Annotated in this window: 18 protein-coding genes; 8 read left to right on the forward strand and 10 right to left on the reverse strand. The window is 65.2% G+C overall.

Annotation, left to right across the window (positions count from 1 at the left end):
* The first annotated feature begins 20 nt into the window (after positions 1-20).
* From IEW49_RS11625 to IEW49_RS11635, 3 genes are read left to right on the forward strand one after another with little or no spacing between them, the layout of a single operon-like run.
* Positions 21-3,008 carry an isoleucine--tRNA ligase gene (locus IEW49_RS11625; RefSeq protein WP_188642808.1) on the forward strand — a complete coding sequence of 996 codons (2,988 nt, stop codon included), beginning with the start codon at positions 21-23 and terminating at the stop codon, positions 3,006-3,008.
* Positions 3,005-3,577 (forward strand): signal peptidase II, encoded by a 573-nt coding sequence (lspA, locus tag IEW49_RS11630; RefSeq protein ID WP_188642809.1) that lies wholly within the window; start codon positions 3,005-3,007, stop codon positions 3,575-3,577. Before IEW49_RS11625 ends, lspA begins: the two co-directional genes overlap by 4 nt.
* On the forward strand, positions 3,574-3,981 hold the full coding sequence (locus IEW49_RS11635; RefSeq protein WP_188642810.1) for a DUF3035 domain-containing protein: 408 nt from the start codon (positions 3,574-3,576) through the stop codon (positions 3,979-3,981). Before lspA ends, IEW49_RS11635 begins: the two co-directional genes overlap by 4 nt.
* Before the next feature lie 345 nt (positions 3,982-4,326).
* Here the strand turns inward: IEW49_RS11635 and IEW49_RS11640 are convergent, their stop codons facing one another.
* Entirely contained in the window at positions 4,327-5,649 is a 1,323-nt protein-coding gene (locus IEW49_RS11640; protein WP_188642811.1) for a hemolysin family protein, read from the reverse strand.
* 129 nt (positions 5,650-5,778) lie between these two features.
* Here IEW49_RS11640 and IEW49_RS11645 point away from each other — a divergent pair, with 129 nt between their 5' ends.
* Positions 5,779-6,462 (forward strand): YiaD family glycine zipper/OmpA-like lipoprotein, encoded by a 684-nt coding sequence (locus IEW49_RS11645; RefSeq protein ID WP_188642812.1) that lies wholly within the window; start codon positions 5,779-5,781, stop codon positions 6,460-6,462.
* Between the two features lie 12 nt (positions 6,463-6,474).
* On the opposite strand, the gene IEW49_RS11650 is transcribed toward IEW49_RS11645, so the two are convergent.
* Positions 6,475-7,302 carry a 3'(2'),5'-bisphosphate nucleotidase CysQ gene (locus IEW49_RS11650; protein ID WP_229658185.1) on the reverse strand — a complete coding sequence of 276 codons (828 nt, stop codon included), beginning with the start codon at positions 7,300-7,302 and terminating at the stop codon, positions 6,475-6,477.
* A gap of 90 nt (positions 7,303-7,392) precedes the next feature.
* Between IEW49_RS11650 and sucC the strand changes: the two genes are divergently transcribed.
* Positions 7,393-8,592: an ADP-forming succinate--CoA ligase subunit beta gene (sucC, locus tag IEW49_RS11655; RefSeq protein ID WP_188642813.1), complete on the forward strand. Its 1,200-nt coding sequence runs from the start codon at positions 7,393-7,395 to the stop codon at positions 8,590-8,592.
* Here the strand turns inward: sucC and IEW49_RS11660 are convergent.
* Positions 8,589-9,092: a DUF6265 family protein gene (locus IEW49_RS11660; protein ID WP_188642814.1), complete on the reverse strand. Its 504-nt coding sequence runs from the start codon at positions 9,090-9,092 to the stop codon at positions 8,589-8,591. The genes sucC and IEW49_RS11660 overlap by 4 nt on opposite strands.
* Positions 9,093-9,276: 184 nt before the next feature.
* On the opposite strand from IEW49_RS11660, the gene IEW49_RS11665 reads away from it, so the two are divergent.
* The 3 genes from IEW49_RS11665 to IEW49_RS11675 all read left to right on the forward strand — a co-directional run bounded on the left by IEW49_RS11665 (position 9,277) and on the right by IEW49_RS11675 (position 11,974).
* Positions 9,277-10,023: an electron transfer flavoprotein subunit beta/FixA family protein gene (locus tag IEW49_RS11665; protein ID WP_188642815.1), complete on the forward strand. Its 747-nt coding sequence runs from the start codon at positions 9,277-9,279 to the stop codon at positions 10,021-10,023.
* Positions 10,024-10,056: 33 nt separating this feature from the next.
* A complete protein-coding gene (locus tag IEW49_RS11670; RefSeq protein ID WP_188642816.1) occupies positions 10,057-10,989 on the forward strand; it encodes an electron transfer flavoprotein subunit alpha/FixB family protein in 933 nt (310 codons plus the stop codon).
* 139 nt (positions 10,990-11,128) lie between these two features.
* Positions 11,129-11,974: a hypothetical protein gene (locus IEW49_RS11675; RefSeq protein ID WP_188642817.1), complete on the forward strand. Its 846-nt coding sequence runs from the start codon at positions 11,129-11,131 to the stop codon at positions 11,972-11,974.
* Positions 11,975-11,997: 23 nt separating this feature from the next.
* Here IEW49_RS11675 and IEW49_RS11680 read toward each other — a convergent pair whose 3' ends face one another.
* The 7 genes from IEW49_RS11680 to IEW49_RS11710 form a co-directional block, all read right to left on the reverse strand.
* Positions 11,998-12,540 (reverse strand): GNAT family N-acetyltransferase, encoded by a 543-nt coding sequence (locus IEW49_RS11680; RefSeq protein ID WP_188642818.1) that lies wholly within the window; start codon positions 12,538-12,540, stop codon positions 11,998-12,000.
* Positions 12,530-13,738, reverse strand: coding sequence for a DUF445 domain-containing protein (locus IEW49_RS11685; protein ID WP_188643203.1), 1,209 nt, complete (start codon positions 13,736-13,738; stop codon positions 12,530-12,532). The genes IEW49_RS11680 and IEW49_RS11685 overlap by 11 nt, the downstream gene beginning before the upstream one ends.
* A 65-nt stretch (positions 13,739-13,803) precedes the next feature.
* Entirely contained in the window at positions 13,804-17,019 is a 3,216-nt protein-coding gene (locus IEW49_RS11690) for an efflux RND transporter permease subunit (protein ID WP_188642819.1), read from the reverse strand.
* 5 nt (positions 17,020-17,024) lie between these two features.
* Positions 17,025-18,218 (reverse strand): efflux RND transporter periplasmic adaptor subunit, encoded by a 1,194-nt coding sequence (locus tag IEW49_RS11695; RefSeq protein ID WP_188642820.1) that lies wholly within the window; start codon positions 18,216-18,218, stop codon positions 17,025-17,027.
* 203 nt (positions 18,219-18,421) lie between these two features.
* Positions 18,422-18,688, reverse strand: a complete 267-nt coding sequence (locus tag IEW49_RS11700) for a GlsB/YeaQ/YmgE family stress response membrane protein (RefSeq protein ID WP_188642821.1) — start codon at positions 18,686-18,688, stop codon at positions 18,422-18,424.
* Between the two features lie 186 nt (positions 18,689-18,874).
* Entirely contained in the window at positions 18,875-19,174 is a 300-nt protein-coding gene (sciP, locus tag IEW49_RS11705) for a CtrA inhibitor SciP (protein WP_188642822.1), read from the reverse strand.
* Complete coding sequence (locus IEW49_RS11710; protein WP_188642823.1) at positions 19,175-19,495, reverse strand: hypothetical protein; 321 nt, start codon at positions 19,493-19,495, stop codon at positions 19,175-19,177.
* Positions 19,496-19,598: the final 103 nt, after the last annotated feature.

Genomic DNA, 19,598 nt, shown 5'->3' on the forward strand with positions numbered 1-19,598 from the left:
TTCGCCTAACGGCGCAAACCATGCCAGAAAAGTCCGACCAGAAGCGCGATTACAGAGACACGGTTTTCCTGCCGAAGACCGACTTCCCGATGAAAGCCGGCCTTCCGCAGAAGGAACCGGGCATTCAGGCGCGCTGGGAGGAACAGGGGCTCTACGAACGCATTCGCGAAAGCCGCGCGGGCCGCGAGAAGTTCATCCTTCATGACGGCCCGCCCTATGCCAATGGCGACATCCATGTCGGCCATGCGCTCAACCACGTCTTGAAGGACATGGTCGTGCGCACGCAGACGCTGCTCGGCAAGGACGCGCCTTACGTCCCCGGCTGGGATTGCCACGGCCTGCCGATCGAGTGGAAGGTCGAGGAGCTCTATCGCAAGAAGAAGCGGTCGAAGAACGAGGTCTCGCCGAAGGAATTCCGCGCCGAATGCCGCGCCTACGCCCAGAAATGGGTCGACGTGCAGCGCGAACAGCTGAAGCGGCTCGGCATCGGCGGGCGGTGGGACAAACCCTACCTCACCATGCGCCCCGAGGCCGAGGCCGACATCGTGCGCGAACTCCACAAATTCGCCGAAACCGGCCAGCTCTATCGCGGCGCCAAGCCGGTTATGTGGTCCCCGGTCGAGGAAACCGCGCTGGCCGATGCCGAGGTCGAATACCAAGACCTGACCGACAGCCCGCAGATCGACGTGGCGTTCGAGATCACCGAGAGCCCGATCGAGGAATTGGTCGGTGCCTATGCGGTAGTCTGGACCACCACGCCGTGGACGATCCCGGTCAACCAGGCTTTGGCTTACGGGCCGGAGGTGGATTATGCGCTCTACAGGATCGAGGCTTTGTACGATCTAGAAGGTGAAGACCAAAAAGCATTTTCAGCAGCGCTAAAATCAGTTTTCCCGCTCGACCTCGCAAAAGTCCTAATCGCGCAGGACCGAGAGTCGGAATTTCACGAGCGACTTAGGGAAATGCTTGAGGGCCTATCCGTACCGGGCTTCGAAGAGGTCAGGCTTCTTCACTTGGTTTTGGATGAGGAGCCGGTCCCTTCGACTGGAGCAGCAGGTCCCTATCCGAGTTTCAAAGGCTCCGAGCTCGCCGGGACCTTCGCCCGTCATCCGATGCACCATCTCGGTGGGTTCTACGCCAAGCCGCGTCCGCTGCTCGCGGGCGATTTCGTCACCACCGACAGCGGCACAGGGCTCGTCCATATGTCGCCCGACCATGGCGAGGACGATTTCGAGCTGTGCCGCGCCAACGGGATCGACCCGGTCTTCGCGGTCGAGAGTGACGGGCGTTATCGCGACGACTGGCTGTGGCTCGGCGCGGACGACAAGGACGAAGACGGCAAGGAACGCCGCCGTGCGGTGATCAACAAGCCGTTCAATGCTCCCGAAGGCCCTATCTGCTCGGATTTGCGCGAGGCCGGCGCGCTGCTTTCCGCCAGTGCGGACTACGCGCACTCGTACCCGCATTCGTGGCGCTCGAAGGCCAAGGTCATCTACCGCTGCACTCCGCAATGGTTCATCGGGATGGACGGCAAGCTCGACCATCTCGACGGCGCGAGCCTGCGCGAGACCGCGATGGGCGAGATCGAGCGCGTGCGCTTCGTGCCCGAAAAGGGTCGCCGCCGCATCGGCGCCATGGTCGGCGACCGGCCCGACTGGCTGATCAGCCGCCAACGCGCCTGGGGCGTGCCGCTGGCGCTGTTCGTCCACCGCGAGACCGGCGAATTGCTGGTCGACGCGGAGGTCAACGCGCGCATCCAGTCCGCCATCCGCGCCGACGGGATCGACGCCTGGGAAGAAGCCCGCGCGGGCGAATTCCTCGGCGAAGGACGCAATCCCGACGACTACGAGATGGTGTCCGACATCCTCGACGTGTGGTTCGACAGCGGCTCGACCCACGCCTTCGTGCTCGAGTCGGACGAGTGGCCCGAACTGCAGAGCCCGGCCGACCTCTATCTCGAAGGCTCGGACCAGCATCGCGGCTGGTTCCAGTCCTCGCTGCTCGAAAGCTGCGGCACCCGCGGCCGCGCGCCATACGAGACGGTGCTGACCCACGGGTTCACGATGGACTCTGCGGGCAAGAAGATGTCGAAATCGCTCGGCAACACGGTCGATCCGCTCAAGGTCATGGAGACCTACGGCGCGGACATTATCCGCTTGTGGGCGCTTTCGGTCGATTTCACCGAGGACCACCGCATCGGCGACGAGATTTTGAAGGGCGTGGGCGACCAGTATCGCCGGCTGCGCAACACCTTCCGCTACCTGCTCGGTGCGCTCGGCGGGTTCGATCACGACGCGGAAGCCATCGATCCGGCGGAAATGCCCGAGCTCGAGCGATACGTGCTCCACCTGCTCGCGGTGCTCGATGCGAAGTTGCGCCGCGCCGTCGATGATTTCGATTTCAACGCCTACACCCGCGCGCTGGTCGATTTCGCCAACGAGGACCTCTCGGCCTTCTTCTTCGACGTGCGCAAGGACCGGCTCTATTGCGACGATCCCGAGGGACTCGCGCGCCGATCCTACCGCACCACGCTCGACATCCTGTTCCAGGCGCTGGTGCGTTATGCCGCGCCGGTGCTGGTGTTCACCGCCGAGGAAGTGTGGGGCACGCGTTTCCCCGACCGCGACAGCATCCATTTGCAGGAATGGCACCCGATCCCCGCCGACTGGCGCAACGACGATCTCGCCGCGCGGTGGGACAAATTGCGCGACCTGCGCGAGGACGTGAACGAGGCGATCGAACCGCTGCGACGCGAGAAGACCATCCGTTCGAGCCTCGAAGCCGACGTCGTGGTGCCCGCCGATGCGGTGCCCGAGGGCTTCAGCGACGCGGACCTCGCCGAGCTGTTCATCACCGCGTCAGTGACGCGCGGGCAGGCAATCGCGGTGTCCCGGACCGATGACAGCAAGTGCGGCCGCTGCTGGCGGCTCCTGCCCGAAGTGGCGGAAGACGGCGATCTGTGCGGCCGTTGCGAAAGTGTGGTCGCGGAAATGGACGAGGTGGCATGAGCGTCGACTTCACCAGCGCTCTGTGGAAACGCCGCTGGATCGGGCTCGCCGTCGCACTCGCGGTGTTCGTGCTCGACCAATTCGTCAAATGGGCGATGATCGGCCCGCTCGACCTGCGCAACCTCGAACATATTCCGCTACTGCCATTTTTCGACCTGACCTGGGCCGAGAACCGCGGCGTCTCGCTCGGTCTCTTCCGCGCCGACAGCATGGAGCAGCGGCTAATGCTGGTCGGCTTCACCGCACTGATCGCGGTGGTCGTGTTCGTATGGATGCTGCGCGAAAAGGCCAAGTGGGACATCCTCGCGCTCGCGCTGATCCTCGGCGGTGCGCTCGGCAATATCCGTGACCGCATCAACTACGGTTACGTGGTCGATTACGCCGACCTCCATATCGGCAGCTTCCGGCCGTTCCTCATCTTCAACCTCGCCGATGTCGCGATCACCTTCGGCGTGCTCATCATCCTTGCGCGGAGCTTCTTCTTCAGCGACAAGGACCCCATGAAAGACCCTTCGCTGCTCGATGCGAAGGACGAGACGGGCGACCTTGCCCCGGAGAAAACGACATGAAATTCGCCAAACTCGCCATCGCCACCGGATTGGCCTCGATGCTCGCCGCTTGCGGATCGACCGGCGTGTTCAACCGCGACCGCCCGGACGAGTTCGCCGTGCAGCGCCAGGCCCCGCTCGTGATCCCGCCCGATTTCAACCTTGTGCCGCCGTCCGAAGGGAATCCGCGCCCGGCCGAAGGCAGCGCGGCGGAACAGGCACTCGAAGCGCTGTTCGGCGGCCCCGCCGCGCGCAGCGACGTCGAAACCAGCGCGCTCGACCGCGCCGGCGCGGCCGTTCCCGGCATCCGTTCGAAGATCGGTGATCCGGACACCAACACCGTCGACAAGGGCGCGCTCACCCGCGACATCGTCAGCGCTCCGGAGAGCGAAGGTCAGGTCGCGCGGGCTGTGATCCCGGGTTGATTGCTGGGCTTGGGCTCCAAGAGTAGATAGAGTTTTATTGGTTACGGACCCGCATCCGCGGGTCCATCCTCGGCGCTCATCTCTTCGCTGCGCCCCGAGGAACCTGCGGACGACCGGTCGGGCTCGCCTCCGCGCCAGTCGCGCTGCGGACGACCGTCTCGATCGTGTCCGCCTCGCGCTTTCTCTCGATATGCGTCCAGAAGTTGCGCGCGGTAGCGCGGACGCGGGCGACTGCCCGTCGCGGCTTATGCCGCGAAGCCAAGCAGCGCGGATACGCCGCGCCCGGCGCTCGAGGGTCCAACCAAAAGCCTCCAGGTCGCCCGCTGCGCGCCAGCAGCAACTCCGCTATTCGGCTTCCGCCACCTCCGGCTCGCCCTTCACTCGCGCCACCAGCAGCTTGTCGATCTTGCGGCCGTCCATGTCGACGACCTCGATCCGCCAGCCCTCGTCCTCGAAATAGTCGCCCGCCTGCGGGATCCGCTTGATCATCGCGAGGACATAGCCCGCTGCGGTCGCGTATTCGCGTTCGTCGGGCAGCGTCATACCGAGGCGTTCGGCCAGCGCATCGGCCGGCATCGCGCCCGAGATCAGCAGCGATCCGTCCTCGCGCTCGACCACTTGCGGACCGTCGCCAAGATCGCGGTCGCTGGCGAATTCGCCCACCAGCGCCTGCAGCAGGTCGGCCGGGGTCACGATCCCGTCGAGATGGCCGTATTCGTCGTGGACCATCGCCATCGCGACATCGGCCTGCTGGAGCATCCGCAGCCCGTCGATCGAATCGAGCTGGTCGGGAACGATTTCGGGGCGCGCCATAAGCGAGGCGAGCTGCGGGACCCTGCCGTCGACGATCTGGGCCAGCAGCTCGCGAGTTTTGACCACGCCGACGACTTCGTCCGGCGAGCCCTTGGCCACTGGCATCAGCGAATGCGGCGAGGCGGCGATCGCGGCCTTGATTTCCTCGAGCGAGGCATCGGCGTCGATCCAGTCGATCTCGGTACGGGGGGTCATGACTTCGCGCACCGGGCGGTCGGCCAGGCGCATGATCCCGGTCATGATCGCGCGCTCTTCCTCCTCGAGCACGCCCGATCGGGTCGCCTCGGCGAAGATCATGTGCAGTTCTTCGTCGGTCAGGTGATTCGGATCCGATCGCCGCGCGCCGAACAGGCGCAACACGAGGCTGGACGAGTGTTCGAGCAGCCACACCAGCGGTGCCGCCAGCCGCGCGAGGAACGCCATCGGCGGCGCGGCCAGCATCGCGATCTTCTCGGGCGCGCGCAGGGCGAGCTGCTTGGGCACCAGCTCGCCGACGACGAGGCTTAGATAGGTGACAATCACGATGACCAAGGCGAATCCCGCCTCGGGAGCGTAATCGGCGGGAACACCCCAGGCCGCCAAGCGCTCGCCCACCGGCCCGCCAAGGCTCGAACCCGAATAGGCGCCGGCGATAATCGCCACGAGGCTGATCCCGATCTGTACGGTCGAGAGGAACTTGCCCGGTTCGGAGGCGAGCTGGAGCGCCTGCCGGGCGCCGGCCCGCCCCTCATCCAGCGCGACCTTCAGGCGCGCCCGGCGCGCGGAGACGATCGCCAGTTCGCTCATGGCAAAGAGGCCATTGAGCACGATGAGTGCGGCGATGATCGCAAGGTCTGCCCAGGGAAAGGGTGTCACGCTGCGACCGCTAGCAGAAAGTGGGGGCAGGAGGAAAGCAAAGGAACGCGCTCGTTCACCACGCGTTTCAACAGCCGGCCCTCTAGAAAACTTGCGCTCGAAGCGCGCCCATTGGGAAAGGACGAAGAGATGAAATCCCACAAATTTGCTATTGCCGCCGTGTGCGGCATGTCGCTCGTTACCGCCGGCTGCATCACCGATCCGAACACCGGCGAGAAGACCTATTCGCGCACCGCGGTGCTCGGCGCGGGCGGCGCGCTCGCCGGCTACCTGCTCGGCGGCCTGATCGGCGGCAAGACCGCGCGGATCGTGGGGGCCGGGATCGGCGGCGTCGCCGGCGGCGTGGTCGGCAACCGGATCGACCAACAGATCAAGGAATTGAAGGAAAAGACCGCCGGTTCGGGCGTCGACGTCACCAGCGACGGCGAATCGATCCTCGTCAACCTGCCCGACACCGTGACCTTCGATGTCGGCAGCTCGACGCTCAAGCCCAGCTTCCGCGCCACGCTCGACGAGGTCGCGGCGACGCTGGTCGACTATCCCAACAGCCTGATCGACGTCTACGGCCACACCGATTCGACCGGCTCGGACGCCTTCAACCAGGCGCTGTCCGAACGGCGCGCCAAGGCGGTCGCGGACTACTTGATTGCGCGCAATGTGGATCGTCGCCGGATCATGACGCAAGGCTTCGGCGAAACCCAGCCGATCGCCGACAACGGCACCGAAGCCGGCCGGGCGCAGAACCGCCGGGTCGAGATCAAGATCATCCCGATCACCGAGGAAGACGTCGCCGAAGCCAAGGCCCAGCAGTGATCGCAGCCGCGATCAGTTGACGAACCCGGATGGGCGAGCGGCCTTGTTCGCAATCTCGCCCGCCCTCCCGCCCCAACGCTCGAGCGCCGGTCCGTGAAGGGCCGGCGCCGTCGCAAGCACCCCGAAAATGCGCGGCTCCGGCTTGTTGAAGCGATAGGGCTCGCCGGTCGCCGCGGTGACCGTCGCGCCCGCCTCGCTCGCGATCAGCGCCGCGGCGGCGAGATCCCATTCCGCGCCCCAGCGCATCGTCAGCACCATGTCCGCCTCTCCCGCCGCGACCATCGCGACCCGCAAGGCGATCGAATTGGGTTGCGAGACCTTGGCGAGATCGCGGTCGGTCTTGGGCAGGTCGTGGATCGGCACCCGCGCTCCGGCCAGCTGGGCGCAGTCCGAGCAGGAGAGCGCCTTTCCGTCGAGCGATGCCCCCTCGCCCTTCCGCGCGAGCCAAGTCTGCCCCCGCGCCGGCGCTTCGAGCGCGGCGAGCACCGGTTGGCCCTCCTCGACCAGCGCAACCGACACGCACCAGCCGTCGCGCCCGCGCAGGAAATCGCGCGTCCCGTCGATCGGGTCTACGATCCAGCACCGGCGCTGTTCGGCGCGAGCAGTGTCGTCGGCGGTCTCCTCCGATAGCCAGCCCGCATTGGGTGCGAGGTCGCCGAGCGCGCGATGCAGGTAGCGATCGACCGCAAGATCGGCTTCGCTCACGCGGTTGTCGGGCGATTTCTCCCACGATTCGACGTCGTTGCCCGCCCCCGGCCAATACTCCATCGCCAATGCGCCGGCCTCGCGCATGACCTGTTCGAGTTCGCCCGGAGAAACCATCGCATCGTCGCTGCCCATTGCGGGCCCACTTTTCAAGTCGCGCCGCATATGCGAAGGCGCGCCGCAAACCCCCGGACGAATCCTCATTCCAAGCGGAAAGACCCACCCATGAACATTCACGAATACCAGGCCAAGGAACTGCTCGCCGAACACGGGATCGCCGTGCCCAAGGGCATCGCCGCGATGACGGTCGAAGAGGCAGTCGCCGCCGCCAAGCAGCTGCCCGGCCCGCTTTACGTCGTGAAAGCCCAGATCCATGCCGGCGGCCGCGGCAAGGGCAAGTTCAAGGAACTGGACGCCAATGCGAAGGGCGGCGTCCGCCTCGCCCAGTCGATCGACGAAGTCGAGCACGCGGCGAAGGAAATGCTCGGCAACACGCTGGTGACCGCGCAGACCGGCGACGAAGGCAAGCAGGTCAACCGCCTTTATGTCACCGATGGCGTCGACATCGCGCACGAATACTACCTGTCGCTGCTGGTCGATCGCGCCTCTGGCCAGGTCGCGATGGTCGTGTCGACCGAGGGCGGGATGGACATCGAGGCGGTCGCGCACGACACGCCAGAGAAAATCCACACGATCACGATCGACCCGGCGCAGGGCTTCATGCCGCATCACGGCCGCGCGGTCGCTTTCGCGCTCGAACTGTCGGGCGACACCAACAAGCAGTGCCAGAAGCTCGCCGGGCAGCTTTATGAGGCGTTCATGGCGCTCGACGTCGAAATGCTCGAGATCAACCCGCTGGTCGAGACCAAGGACGGCGACCTGCTGGTGCTCGACACCAAGATGAGCTTCGACGGCAATGCGCTCTATCGCCACAAGAACGTCGAGGCGATGCGCGACGAGACCGAGGAAGACCCGGCCGAAGTCGAGGCGAGCGAATACGACCTCGCCTATATCAAATTGGACGGCAATATCGGCTGCATGGTCAACGGCGCCGGCCTCGCCATGGCGACGATGGACATCATCAAGCTGAACGGCGCCTTCCCCGCCAACTTCCTCGACGTGGGCGGCGGCGCGACCAAGGAAAAGGTCACCGCGGCGTTCAAGATCATCCTCAAGGACGATGCGGTCGAAGGCATCCTCGTGAACATCTTCGGCGGCATCATGAAGTGCGACATCATCGCCGACGGCATCGTCTCGGCGGCCAAGGACGTGAACCTCTCGGTCCCGCTGGTGGTCCGCCTCGAGGGGACAAATGTCGAGAAGGGCAAGGAAATCCTCGAGAATTCCGGCCTGCCGATCGTCAGTGCCGACGACCTGGGCGATGCCGCCCGCAAGATCGTGGCCGAGGTGAAGAAGGCGGCCTAACCCGCCCGTTCGAACCGAAAGACCAGCTCGCGCACCTCGTCGCCCTCCGATTTCATGCGGACGGCGGCGAGGAGCCCGTTCTCGCCGTCGCAGCGAAGCGTCAGCGCGTGGAAGTAGGCGGCGCATGGCTCCATTGCGACGAGGCGGAAAGTCAGCATCCCGTCCTTCTCCTCCCACCCCGTGAGATCGGCGTGGAAGTGCTTGAGCCGTAGGACCAGCGTGCCTGCCTCTTCCATCAGGTAGAGATGTTCGGTGAACATGATCGTGCCGTCGCCCTGCGCCTGCACGAATGTGCCGACCATCGTCCCGCCGACCGGCGGCAGCCAGCTTTCCATCGCGTCGGCACCGCCGATCCCCTCGCCCGCCCATTGCCCCACGAGCCAGTCGACCTGCGCGAGCGTGGCGGGCGGCGGAGAGTGATCCTCGGGCGCGACGCGCGTCTCCTGCGCGGCGAGCGGGCTCGAGAACAAGAGAATCGCGGCCAGGAACGGGCGGATCATGCGGGGTTCTCCCTGTTGCGCCGTAAAACTACGCCCGCTTTACGTTACGGTAAAGCGGCATCGCGCCGGCGGGGCTTGACCTCGCGCCATCGGAACGCAATGTCGCCCGCGTCATTCGATTAACAAGGCGGGGCCGCGCAGCCCTGCGCAACCATCAGGCACCGTTCCAGCCGAAAGGACCCACATGAAAATCCTCGTCCCCGTCAAACGGGTGATCGACTACAACGTGAAGCCCCGCGTCAAGGCGGACGGCTCCGGCGTCGATCTCGCCAACGTCAAGATGAGCATGAACCCGTTCGACGAGATCGCGGTCGAGGAAGCGATCCGGATCAAGGAAGCGGGCAAGGCCGAGGAAGTGATCGCGGTGTCGATCGGCCCGGCCAAGGCGCAGGAAACGTTGCGCACCGCGCTCGCCATGGGCGCCGATCGTGCGATCCTCGTCGAAACCGACGACGAGGTCGAGCCGCTCGGCGTCGCCAAGATCCTCAAGGCGATCGCCGAAGAGGAAGAGCCCGGCCTCGTGATCCTCGGCAAGCAGGCGATCGACGACGATTCGAACCAGACCGGCCAGATGCTCGCCGCGCTGATGAACCGTCCGCAGGGCACCTTCGCCAATACAGTCGAGATCGAGGGCGACAGCGTCACCGTGAAGCGCGAGATCGACGGTGGGCTCGAAACGGTCAAGCTGACCATGCCCGCGATCGTCACCACCGACCTCCGCCTCAACGAGCCCCGCTACGCCTCGCTGCCAAACATCATGAAGGCGAAGAAGAAGCCGCTCGACACCAAGAACCCCGCCGATTTCGGCGTCGACATCGCACCGCGCCTCAAGACGACCAACGTCTCCGAACCGCCGGTCCGCCAGGCGGGCGAGAAGGTCGAGGACGTCGATGCGCTCGTCGCCAAGCTGAAGGCGCTGGGCGTCGCGTAAGCGCGCCCGCACAGGAATTTAAAGGATAGCGATATGAAAACGCTGGTTCTGGTCGATCACGACAACAACTCGCTCGGCGACGCGACGCTCGCCGCCGTCACCGCCGCCTCGAAGCTCGGCGAAGTGCACCTGCTGGTCGCGGGTCACAATTGTGGCGCGGTCGCCGAAGCCGCTGCCAAGATCGAGGGCGTGGGCAAGGTCCATGTCGCCGACGACGCCGCCTACGAACACCAGCTGGCCGAGAACGTCGCGCCGCTGGTGGTCGACCAGATGGGCCATCACGACGCGTTCCTCGCGCCGTCGACCACCACCGGCAAGAACATCGCCCCGCGCGTTGCGGCCGGACTCGACGTGATGCAGATCTCCGACATCCTCTCGGTCGAGGGCGACAAGACCTTCACCCGCCCGATCTATGCCGGCAACGCGATCGCGACGGTCGAGAGCTCGGACGAAAAGCTCGTCATCACCGTCCGCGGCACCGCGTTCGACAAGGCCGCCACCGAAGGCGGAAACGGCGAGATCGAAGCCGTGAGCGGTCCCGGCGATGCCGGAATCTCCAGCTTCGTCAGCCAGGAACTCGCCGAGGGAGGCGATCGCCCCGAACTGACCAGCGCCAAGATCATCGTCTCGGGCGGTCGCGCGCTCAAGGATGCGGAGACCTTCGAGCAGTACATCATGCCGCTCGCCGACAAGCTCAATGCTGGCGTCGGTGCGAGCCGTGCGGCGGTCGATGCGGGCTATGTCCCCAACGACTACCAGGTCGGCCAGACCGGCAAGATCGTCGCCCCGGACGTCTATATCGCGATCGGTATCTCGGGCGCGATCCAGCACCTCGCGGGGATGAAGGATTCCAAGACCATCGTCGCGATCAACAAGGACGAGGACGCGCCGATCTTCCAGGTCGCCGATATCGGCCTCGTCGCAGACCTGTTCCAGGCCGTGCCGGAGCTTACCGAGAAGCTCTAAGCAGTTGACAGGGGTCTCCCCCCTTGCGTGTATGACGCGAAAAGGGGGGCGCACCATGCCATCGGTTTCTTGGAAGTTCACCGTAAGCGCTCTTGCGTTGATCGGTGCTCACGCAACTGGTGTCGCTCGCGCTCAGACCATGATCGCGACCAAGCCTGCGACGACCGCGCTCGATCCCGGCAGCCCTCAGACCGAGGCACTGACCCCGGTGGCACCGTGGGTGCTGGATTACGGAGAGAATCGTTGCACGATGTCGCGTGCCTTCGGTCGAGAGGATGCCCCGATTTATCTGACGTTGCAAAAAACGACACCGGGTGATCTCGTCGATTACGCAATCTTGGGCAGCGACCTGCGACCGAACACGAGAGAGCCGGTCGAGGCCTATTTTTTTCCCGGCGATCCGGTCGCTACAATCAAGAGCAGTTACCGGGTCGGACGCGGCGACACGGAGGGCCTGCTCTTCGCCTCCAAGATCAATCTGTCAGGCGAAGCGGGAGCTGATGCCGAACTGTCCGCGAGTGAAATCGCGGCGTTGCGCAATGGCAAGGAGCGGGCAGTCGAATTTTTCGAGCTGCGCAGTGGACTTCGCGAGCCTCTGACCTTTGCAACCGGATCAATGCACGAACCTCTTGCCGCGCTGCGAGCCTGTGTCGACGACCTCATGCGAGGCCATGGCGTCGACCCGGCTGTACTCGAAAAGGCCACAAGTCGCGCTAAAACCAAGGATCCGATGAGATGGCTCCGCGCCATAGTGAGAGAGGTCCCGGGCGGACGGTGGAACGGAACCGTCACAATGACCATGATCGTCGATGTGGAAGGCAAAGTCGAACAGTGTTGGTCACGGTTGCCTGAGCCTGGAGAGGGCGCTGCAGCATTTGTCTGCGGTCAGATGATGAAGCGTGCGCGTTTCGAGCCCGCGCAAGATGAAGAGGGCAATCCCATCAAGGATTACACGAATTTCTCGTTTACGTTCTCGAACCGATGAGCGTGTGTCAAAGGGCCGACCATTCAGTCGGGCACCCGCTCCAGCAGCACCAGCTCGCACCCGTCCTTTTCGGCGCGGCGGAATTCCGCGAAGCCGAGCCGTTCCGCCAGCGCGAAGCTCGCGTCGTTCCCGACTTCGATCATCGCGACGACGCGTTTCGGCCCGCGGGTCCGGTCGAACCATTCGAGCGCGGCTAGCATCGCCTCGCGGGCGTAACCCCGACCGACGTGTCCGGCACCGACGATCCACCCCGCTTCGGGCTGGTCGTCCATTCCCTCGCCCAGGCCGCGATAGGTGTGGAAGATTCCAGCGAGCCCGATGATCTCCTTTTCGCCCGCCTTTCGCAGCATGAACATGCCGTAGCCGTAGAGAAGCCAGCTGCCTGCGGCGCGCAGTCCGCGCGAGAAGGCCTCGGCATAATCCTGCGGGGGGCCGAGATGGCGCGCGGTCTCGGGCTCGTTGACGATCGCATGGACCTGCGGGGTGTCGCCGACCTTCGGCAGCCACAATTCGAGCCGGTCTGTGGTCAGCAGGGGCCGGTCTCGCGGGAGGCGGTCAGAAGGCATAGCTCAGCGCATGCAATGTCACGCCGACGAGGCCGCCCACCAGCGTCCCGTTGATGCGGATGAACTGGAGGTCGCGGCCGACCGCGCCCTCGACCCGGTCGGTGATCGTTCGCGCATCCCAGCGGCGCACGGTTTCAGACACCAGCCGCACGATCTGGTCGCCATAGCGCGTCGCGACGCCGACCGCGGTCCGGCGCGCGAAGCGGTTGACCATGATTTGCAGGCGGGGATCGTTCGACATGGCACCGCCGAGTTCGCCGACCAGCTTGCCGATCTCGCCCTGCATCGCCTTGTCGGGATTGCGCGCGGTATCGAGCATCGCCTTGCGCGCGCGCTCCCACACGCCCTGCCACCAGTCGGCCAGCGCGGGATTGTCGAGCAAGTCGTTCTTGGCCTTCTCGACCTTCGCCTTGAGCTCCGGATCATGCTGCAGGTCGTGCGCGAGCTTCTCGAGACTTTCCTCGACCTTGCTGCGGATCGGGTGGTCGGGATCGACCAGCGTCTCGGCGAGCAGCTTGTAGAGTCCGTCGATCACCGAATTGGCGAGCCGTTCGTCGAGGCCGGTCCAGCGCAGCAGCGCATTGGCGCGGCGATGGATCATGTCGCGCACGAGATCCTCGTTGTCCTCGAGCGCGAGCGCGACCCAGCGGATCACCGAATCGATCAGCGGGCGGTGCCGCCCGTCGGCGATCGCGGCCTCGATCATCTTGCCGGCCGGAGGCGCGACCTCGATCCGCGCCAGCGTTGCCTTGAGCCCGCTGCGGACCTGGCCGCCCATCCGCTCGGGATCGAGCGATTCGAGCACGTCGGCGAACAGGCTCGCCGCACCCGCCGCGATCCGCGAACCGTCGGACTTGGGCGGCGAGGCGAGGAAATCGCCGACCGCGCCGGCAATGTTCATCCCGATCATCCGCCGCGCGACCACCGCGGGGGTGAGGAAATTGTCGCGCAGGAAGTCCGCCATCGTGTCGGCGATGCGATCCTTGTTGTTCGGGATGATCGCGGTGTGCGGGATCGGGATGCCGAACGGGTGGCGGAACAGCGCGGTCACCGCGAACCAGTCCGCGATCCCGCCTACCATTGCGGCCTCGGCGAAGCTGTGGACGAAGCCCCAGGCCGGGTGCAGGTCGAGGTATTGGCCCGACAGCACGAACAGCGCGGCCATCGCACCGAGCATGCCGGTCGCGGCAATCCGCATCCGGCGCGCGCGGTCCGGCGGGATCGGCGCGCCCGCCACGGGCCGCAATGTCAGTCGTTTACCGCTCACTCGGCAGGCATTGCGCCTTCGCCCCGGCGGTCGTCAAGCGCTCCCGGGAACTTGGCGTTCTCGCGGTCCTTCGGATCGTAGCTGAGCATTTTCCGTCGCATCCACGGTCCGACCCGCTTCTCGATCCCGTCGGCGAGGCTGAAACCAGCCGGGACGATCAGCAGCGTGAGGACGGTCGAGACCAGTAGCCCGCCGATCACGCCGGTGCCCATCGGCTGGCGCCACGCCCCGTCCGCCTGCAGCGCCAACGCGGTCGGGATCATGCCTGCGGTCATCGCCACGGTGGTCATGACGATCGGCTGCGCGCGCTTGCGTCCGGCCTCCATGATCGCGTCGTATTTGCGGTGACCCTCGGCCATCGCCTCAATCGCGAAGTCGACGAGCAGGATCGAGTTCTTCGCCACGATTCCGAACAACAGCAGGATGCCGATGAAAAACGGCAGCGAGATCGGCTGGCCGACGAGCTTGATCGCGAGCACCGCGCCGAGTGGCGCAAGCAGCAGCGAACCCATGTTCACCAGCGGCGACATCAGGCGCTGGTAGAGCAGGACCAGCACCGCGAAAACCGAAAGGATGCCCGTCGCCAAGGCGATCTGGAAGTTGACGAGGAATTCCTCGAGCCAGCGATCCGAGCCCGACGGCGCGTTCGACACCCCTGTCGGAAGGTCCTGCATGATCGGCAGTTCGTCGATCTTCGCCTTGGCCACACCCTCTTCGGCACCCGGCGCGATATCGGCACTCACGAAAACGCGGCGCTTGCGATCTTCGCGCTGGATCGTGGTCGGTCCGGCGCCGAAGCGGATCTCGGCGACGCGCTCGAGCGGCACCGAGCCACCGCTGGCGGTGGGCACGGGCAGGTTGCGGATCGTCGCGATCCGGTCGCGCGAGGATTCCGGCAGCATCACCCGGATCGGGATCTGGCGGTCCGAGAGCGAGAAGCGCGCCGCGCGCTGGTCGATCTCGCCGATCGTGGCGATACGGATGGCCTGGCTCAGCGCCGAGGTCGTCACGCCGAGCGAGGCGGCAAGTTCTGTACGCGGGGTGATGATCAGTTCGGGCCGCTGGAGATCGGCCTCCACGCGGGGGGCGGTCAGTTCTTCGAGCCCACCCATCTGCTCGACGAGGACTTGCGCGGTTTCTTCGAGCAGGACCGGGTCGCTGCCCGAGAGCATGACGTTGATCGGACGGCCCGAGCCGCCGCCACCGCCGCCGCCCTGCATGTTCTGGAAGCTGACGCGCGCATCGGCGATCTGGTTGAACTTCTGCGATACCTCGCGTTCGAATTCGGTGCTCGAGCGCGCCCGATCCTCCTTGAAGGTGACGAAGATCGACGCGCTGGCCTCGCTCACGTTGACCAGCGCCTGGTTCACCTCTGGCTCTTCCTTGAGCAGCGCGTTGACCTGATCGGCGACTTCCTCGGTCTGTTCGAGCGTTGTACCCGGGACCATCTCGATGCGGACCCGCGCGAAATCCATGTCGGTGTTGGGGAAGAACTGCGCCGGGGTCGTGGCGAAGAGGAAGATCGTCGCGACGAAGGAGAGCAGGCCCATGCCCATCACCCACGCGCGATGATCGCCGCGCAAATGTGCACCAAGCTTGCCGAAGAAGCCGATCTTACCCTTGCGTTCGATCTTGCGCGCCTTGATCGCCCGCGCCTTGTCGCGATCGAGCGTCCAGGCAAGGATCCGCGAATAGCGGTCGATCCACGGCCCGTTGGCATGGTCGGCCACGCCGTGTTCCTTGAGGAAATAGGCGGCCAACATCGGAGTGATCATGCGCGCTACGGCAAGGCTCATCAGCACGGAGACGACGACCGTCACGCCGAAATTCTGGAAATACTGGCCCGCGATGCCCGGCATCATTGCGACCGGCAGGAACACCGCGACGATCGAGAAGCTGGTCGCAACGACGGCGAGGCCGATCTCGTCAGCCGCGTCGATCGAGGCCTGGTAGGCCGATTTGCCCATTCGCATGTGTCGGACGATGTTCTCGATCTCGACGATCGCGTCGTCGACCAGCACGCCCGCGACGAGCCCCAGCGCCAGCAGGCTCATCTGGTTGAGCGTGAAGCCCATGAATTCGAGGAAGAAGAAGGTCGGCACCGCCGACAGCGGGATCGCGATCGCCGAGATGATCGTCGCGCGCCAGTCGCGGAGGAAGAAGAACACCACGATCACGGCGAGGATCGCGCCCTCGATCAGCGCCGCCATCGAGCTCTTGTACTGCGCCTTGGTGTACTTGACGACGTTGAACAGTTCGACGAATTCGAGGCCGGGGTTCTCGGCCTCGATCTCGTCCATGACCACCTGCGCCTCGTCATAGACGGTGACGTCGGACTCGCCGCGCGCGCGGGTGAGGTCGAAGGTGACGACCGGGCGGCCGTCGACCTTGGATATCCGGTAGACCTCGCTCTCGCCATCGGTGACTTCGGCGATGTCGGACAGCTTGACCGAGCGACCGCCGCCGAGCGAGATCCGGCGCTGGCCGAGTTCGAACGCGGTTTCCGATGTCCCGAGCACGCGCACCGACTGGCGCGCGCCGGCGATTTCGGCCTGGCCGCCGCCGGCATCGAGATTGCTCTGCGCGATCGCCGAGTTGACCTGGCTCGCAGTGACCCCGAGCGATTGCATTCGCGCCGGATCGAGGATCACGCGGATCTCGCGATCGACGCCGCCGCTGCGCCCGGCACGCGCCATGCCGGGGACCGCGAGCAGGCGCTTGGAGACGGTATCGTCGACGAACCAGCTCAGTTCTTCCATCGTCATGTCTTCGGCAACGACGGCGTAGCTTGCGAAATTGTCGAGCGTATTGATCTTGCGGACCTGTGGCTCGATGATCCCGTCGGGCAGGTCGCCGCGGATCTGCTGGACCGCGGCATCGACCTCGTTGACGAGGTCGTTCACGTCGTTGCCGATCTCGAAGAACAGGATCGTCTGCGAATTGCCTTCGCTGACCCGGCTCTGGATCGTCTCGATCCCCTCGACGTTCGAGACCGCGCTTTCGACCTTCTGCGTAATCTGCGTGTCGAGCTCGGTCGGGGCGGCACCTGGCTGCGAGATCGAGACGACGACGGCGGGGAAATCGATGTCGGGCTCGTTCTGCACCTCCATCCGGTTGAACGCGATCAGACCGGCGAGGGTGAGCGCGACGAACAGGACGAGCGGAACGACCGGGTGCTTGATCGACCAAGCAGAGAGATAACGCAGGTTCATCGGGTTCAGTCCTGTTCGCGGCGGACCTTGGGCGAGACCTTCTCGCCCGGCTTCAGGAAGCCGCCGGCTCGCAGGACGACCTTTTCGGTCCCGGTCAGGCCTTCAACGATCGCCACGCCGTCATCGGTGATCAGGCCGGTCCTGACATTGCGCCGCGCGACAGTGTTATCGTCCTTTACGATGTAGACGAAGGACTGGCCGTTATCGTCCTGGATCGCGCTCTCGGGGAGCTTGGGCGCGACCAGCGTGCCCGAAGCGATGGTAGCGGTAGCGAAACCGCCCGGCTTGAGCCCGGGGGCGTAGGACAGCGCGATGCGCGCGGTGCCCTGGCGGGACTGCGGGTCGATCGTCGGGGCGATCTGCCACACCTGGCCGGTAAACGATCGGTCGAGTCCGACCGGGACGACTTCCGCCGTCACGCCGGCCGAGATCCGCGCCAGATCGTCTTCTCCCAATTGCGCGAGCAGTTCCATCTCGCCGCCGCGCGCCATCAGGAACACGGCGCCCGAACCGCCGCCGACGACCTGCCCGGGTTCGATGTTGCGTTCGAGGATGAGACCCGCTGCGGGGGCAACGATATTGAGCTGCGCGGTGCGTGCCTGCAATTCTTTCAACTGGGCCTTGGCGACTTCGACCCGCGCAACGGCGGCATCGCGCGTTGCGGTCAGGCGATCGACATCGGCGGTCGAGATGAAGCCGCGTTCGACCAGTTGGAGCGCGCGATCGAGGTTGGACTGGGCGAGCCGCGCATCGGATTCGGCGACGCGGATCTGCGCGCGCTGCTGGTCGATCTGCTGCGCCTGGACCGACCGGTCGAGCACGGCGAGCGCCTGGCCGGCGCGGACCCAGTCGCCCGCATCGACGAGGACCCGGGTGACCTGACCGCCCGCTCCGGGCACCCCGATCGGCATTTCACGGCGCGCAGCGAGGGTCCCCGTGGCAGTGATTTCGCCCGCAATCGTCGCGCGCCCGGGGACGACCACGGTGACCGCCTGCCCCGCGGCCTCTTCGGCGCCCGGGGCAGGTGCCGCGGCATCGCCGCCACGGGTCATCAGCCATAGACCGGCCGTTACCAACACGACGATCACAGCGAGAATGATCCACAACCGACGACGCTTGCGGCGCTCGTTGGCATCGAGCGCAAACGGATCGTCGACCCGTGCGGCGCTGTCAGTGTCGATGTGCATTTCGGCGTTCATATCGGTCCCCATCGTGGAGCTGGTGTGTTACACTGATATCACACCGCACTCAAGCCCGGGTTACGCCTCACACTCCATTTGCTCAATATTGCATCTGCGAACGACGTATTCCCACCGGTCAACGCGCCAAGGAAAACGGGCGGCCACCCGTAGGGAGACCGCCCGCTTCGAGCACGCAATCAGTGTGCAAATGTCGGAATTTCCTAGCGAACGCGTCCGCGCTGGACGAGATTCACGATCGCGAGCAGGATGACCGCGCCGAGAATGGCGATCACGAAGGCACCGAGATCGAAGGTCTGGATGCTGCCGCCGAAACCAAGCAGCGGGGCGAGCAGCCAGTTGCCCAGCACGGCCCCGATGATACCGACGATGATATTCCAGAAAATGCCCATCGATGCGTCGCGGTTCATGACGATCGAAGCGAGCCAACCGGCGACACCGCCGACGATGATTGCAATGATAATGCCCATAGCCTGATTTCCTCCTGTTCGGTCCTTCTTGCGGGACCAGCATGAGAACGGGAATTCGGCCCATGCCAGCCCCGTTCCGCTTCCCAAACGGACCAATCGGAACAAGTGTTCCCGGGAAGGCGCGCAAAACGAAACGCGCGCAACCCGCTGGGGATGCGCGCGTACGTGACCATCAGGTGGAAAGGGTCAGTATTTGTGCTGGCGTTCGTAGAGATCGCGATAGTGCTGGATGCGTGTCACGCGCAGTCCCTGCATGCCCGAGCGATCGACCGCTCGCTGCCACGAGGCGAATTCCTCCAGCGTCAGGCCATACCGTTCGCAGACTTCGTCGATGGTCAGCAGCCCGCCATTGACGGCGGCCACGACCTCGGCCTTGCGGCGCACGACCCAGCGGCGCGTGTTCGGCTTGGGCAGGTCCTCGAGCGTGAGAGGTTCACCCAATGGCCCGATCACCGATTCCGGACGGATTTTCTGGTTCTCGATCATCTAGTTCCTCGCGTCACCGGGCAATTCGGTCCCGGTCTCCACGCATCCTTCTGCCGTGTCGCTCTTGCCATTGCCTGAAACGCCTTGGTTAACGGCGCTTTCATCTTCCTTAACGTCCTCGCCCAAGGCCCCGATATTGCGCGCCGACCCGGGCGAGAAGCTGCCTCGGTTGCCCAGTTCGCCGGCGTCGTTGAGCGTGATTCGTGCGGCCTGTGCCGCGTCAAGGCGGGCGAGCAGTTCGCGCCAGTCGGGACCGTCCGAATCGGCAGAATCGCGCGACTCGGTGCGAATTTGCGGCCAGTCCTTGGGCGAAAAGCTCATGTCCATGACCGGGCGTGATACCCAAACATGACAAATGAAAGGTAAAGCATGATTACGGGACACGCCCGATGCACGCTCCAGCGCCGCACCGATTGCCGTTTTC

The organism is Pseudoblastomonas marina, from assembly GCF_014641655.1.
Taxonomy (GTDB): domain Bacteria; phylum Pseudomonadota; class Alphaproteobacteria; order Sphingomonadales; family Sphingomonadaceae; genus Alteriqipengyuania_A; species Alteriqipengyuania_A marina.

Coding starts and splice junctions, on each gene's coding strand:
- IEW49_RS11625 (WP_188642808.1), top strand. CDS start 21: ATGCCAGAAAAGTCCGACCAGAAGCGCGATTACAGAGACACGGTTTTC.
- lspA (WP_188642809.1), top strand. CDS start 3,005: ATGAGCGTCGACTTCACCAGCGCTCTGTGGAAACGCCGCTGGATCGGG.
- IEW49_RS11635 (WP_188642810.1), top strand. CDS start 3,574: ATGAAATTCGCCAAACTCGCCATCGCCACCGGATTGGCCTCGATGCTC.
- IEW49_RS11645 (WP_188642812.1), top strand. CDS start 5,779: ATGAAATCCCACAAATTTGCTATTGCCGCCGTGTGCGGCATGTCGCTC.
- IEW49_RS11650 (WP_229658185.1), bottom strand. CDS start 7,302: ATGGGCAGCGACGATGCGATGGTTTCTCCGGGCGAACTCGAACAGGTC.
- sucC (WP_188642813.1), top strand. CDS start 7,393: ATGAACATTCACGAATACCAGGCCAAGGAACTGCTCGCCGAACACGGG.
- IEW49_RS11660 (WP_188642814.1), bottom strand. CDS start 9,092: ATGATCCGCCCGTTCCTGGCCGCGATTCTCTTGTTCTCGAGCCCGCTC.
- IEW49_RS11665 (WP_188642815.1), top strand. CDS start 9,277: ATGAAAATCCTCGTCCCCGTCAAACGGGTGATCGACTACAACGTGAAG.
- IEW49_RS11670 (WP_188642816.1), top strand. CDS start 10,057: ATGAAAACGCTGGTTCTGGTCGATCACGACAACAACTCGCTCGGCGAC.
- IEW49_RS11675 (WP_188642817.1), top strand. CDS start 11,129: ATGATCGCGACCAAGCCTGCGACGACCGCGCTCGATCCCGGCAGCCCT.
- IEW49_RS11680 (WP_188642818.1), bottom strand. CDS start 12,540: ATGCCTTCTGACCGCCTCCCGCGAGACCGGCCCCTGCTGACCACAGAC.
- IEW49_RS11685 (WP_188643203.1), bottom strand. CDS start 13,738: ATGCGGATTGCCGCGACCGGCATGCTCGGTGCGATGGCCGCGCTGTTC.
- IEW49_RS11690 (WP_188642819.1), bottom strand. CDS start 17,019: ATGAACCTGCGTTATCTCTCTGCTTGGTCGATCAAGCACCCGGTCGTT.
- IEW49_RS11695 (WP_188642820.1), bottom strand. CDS start 18,218: ATGAACGCCGAAATGCACATCGACACTGACAGCGCCGCACGGGTCGAC.
- IEW49_RS11700 (WP_188642821.1), bottom strand. CDS start 18,688: ATGGGCATTATCATTGCAATCATCGTCGGCGGTGTCGCCGGTTGGCTC.
- sciP (WP_188642822.1), bottom strand. CDS start 19,174: ATGATCGAGAACCAGAAAATCCGTCCGGAATCGGTGATCGGGCCATTG.
- IEW49_RS11710 (WP_188642823.1), bottom strand. CDS start 19,495: ATGAGCTTTTCGCCCAAGGACTGGCCGCAAATTCGCACCGAGTCGCGC.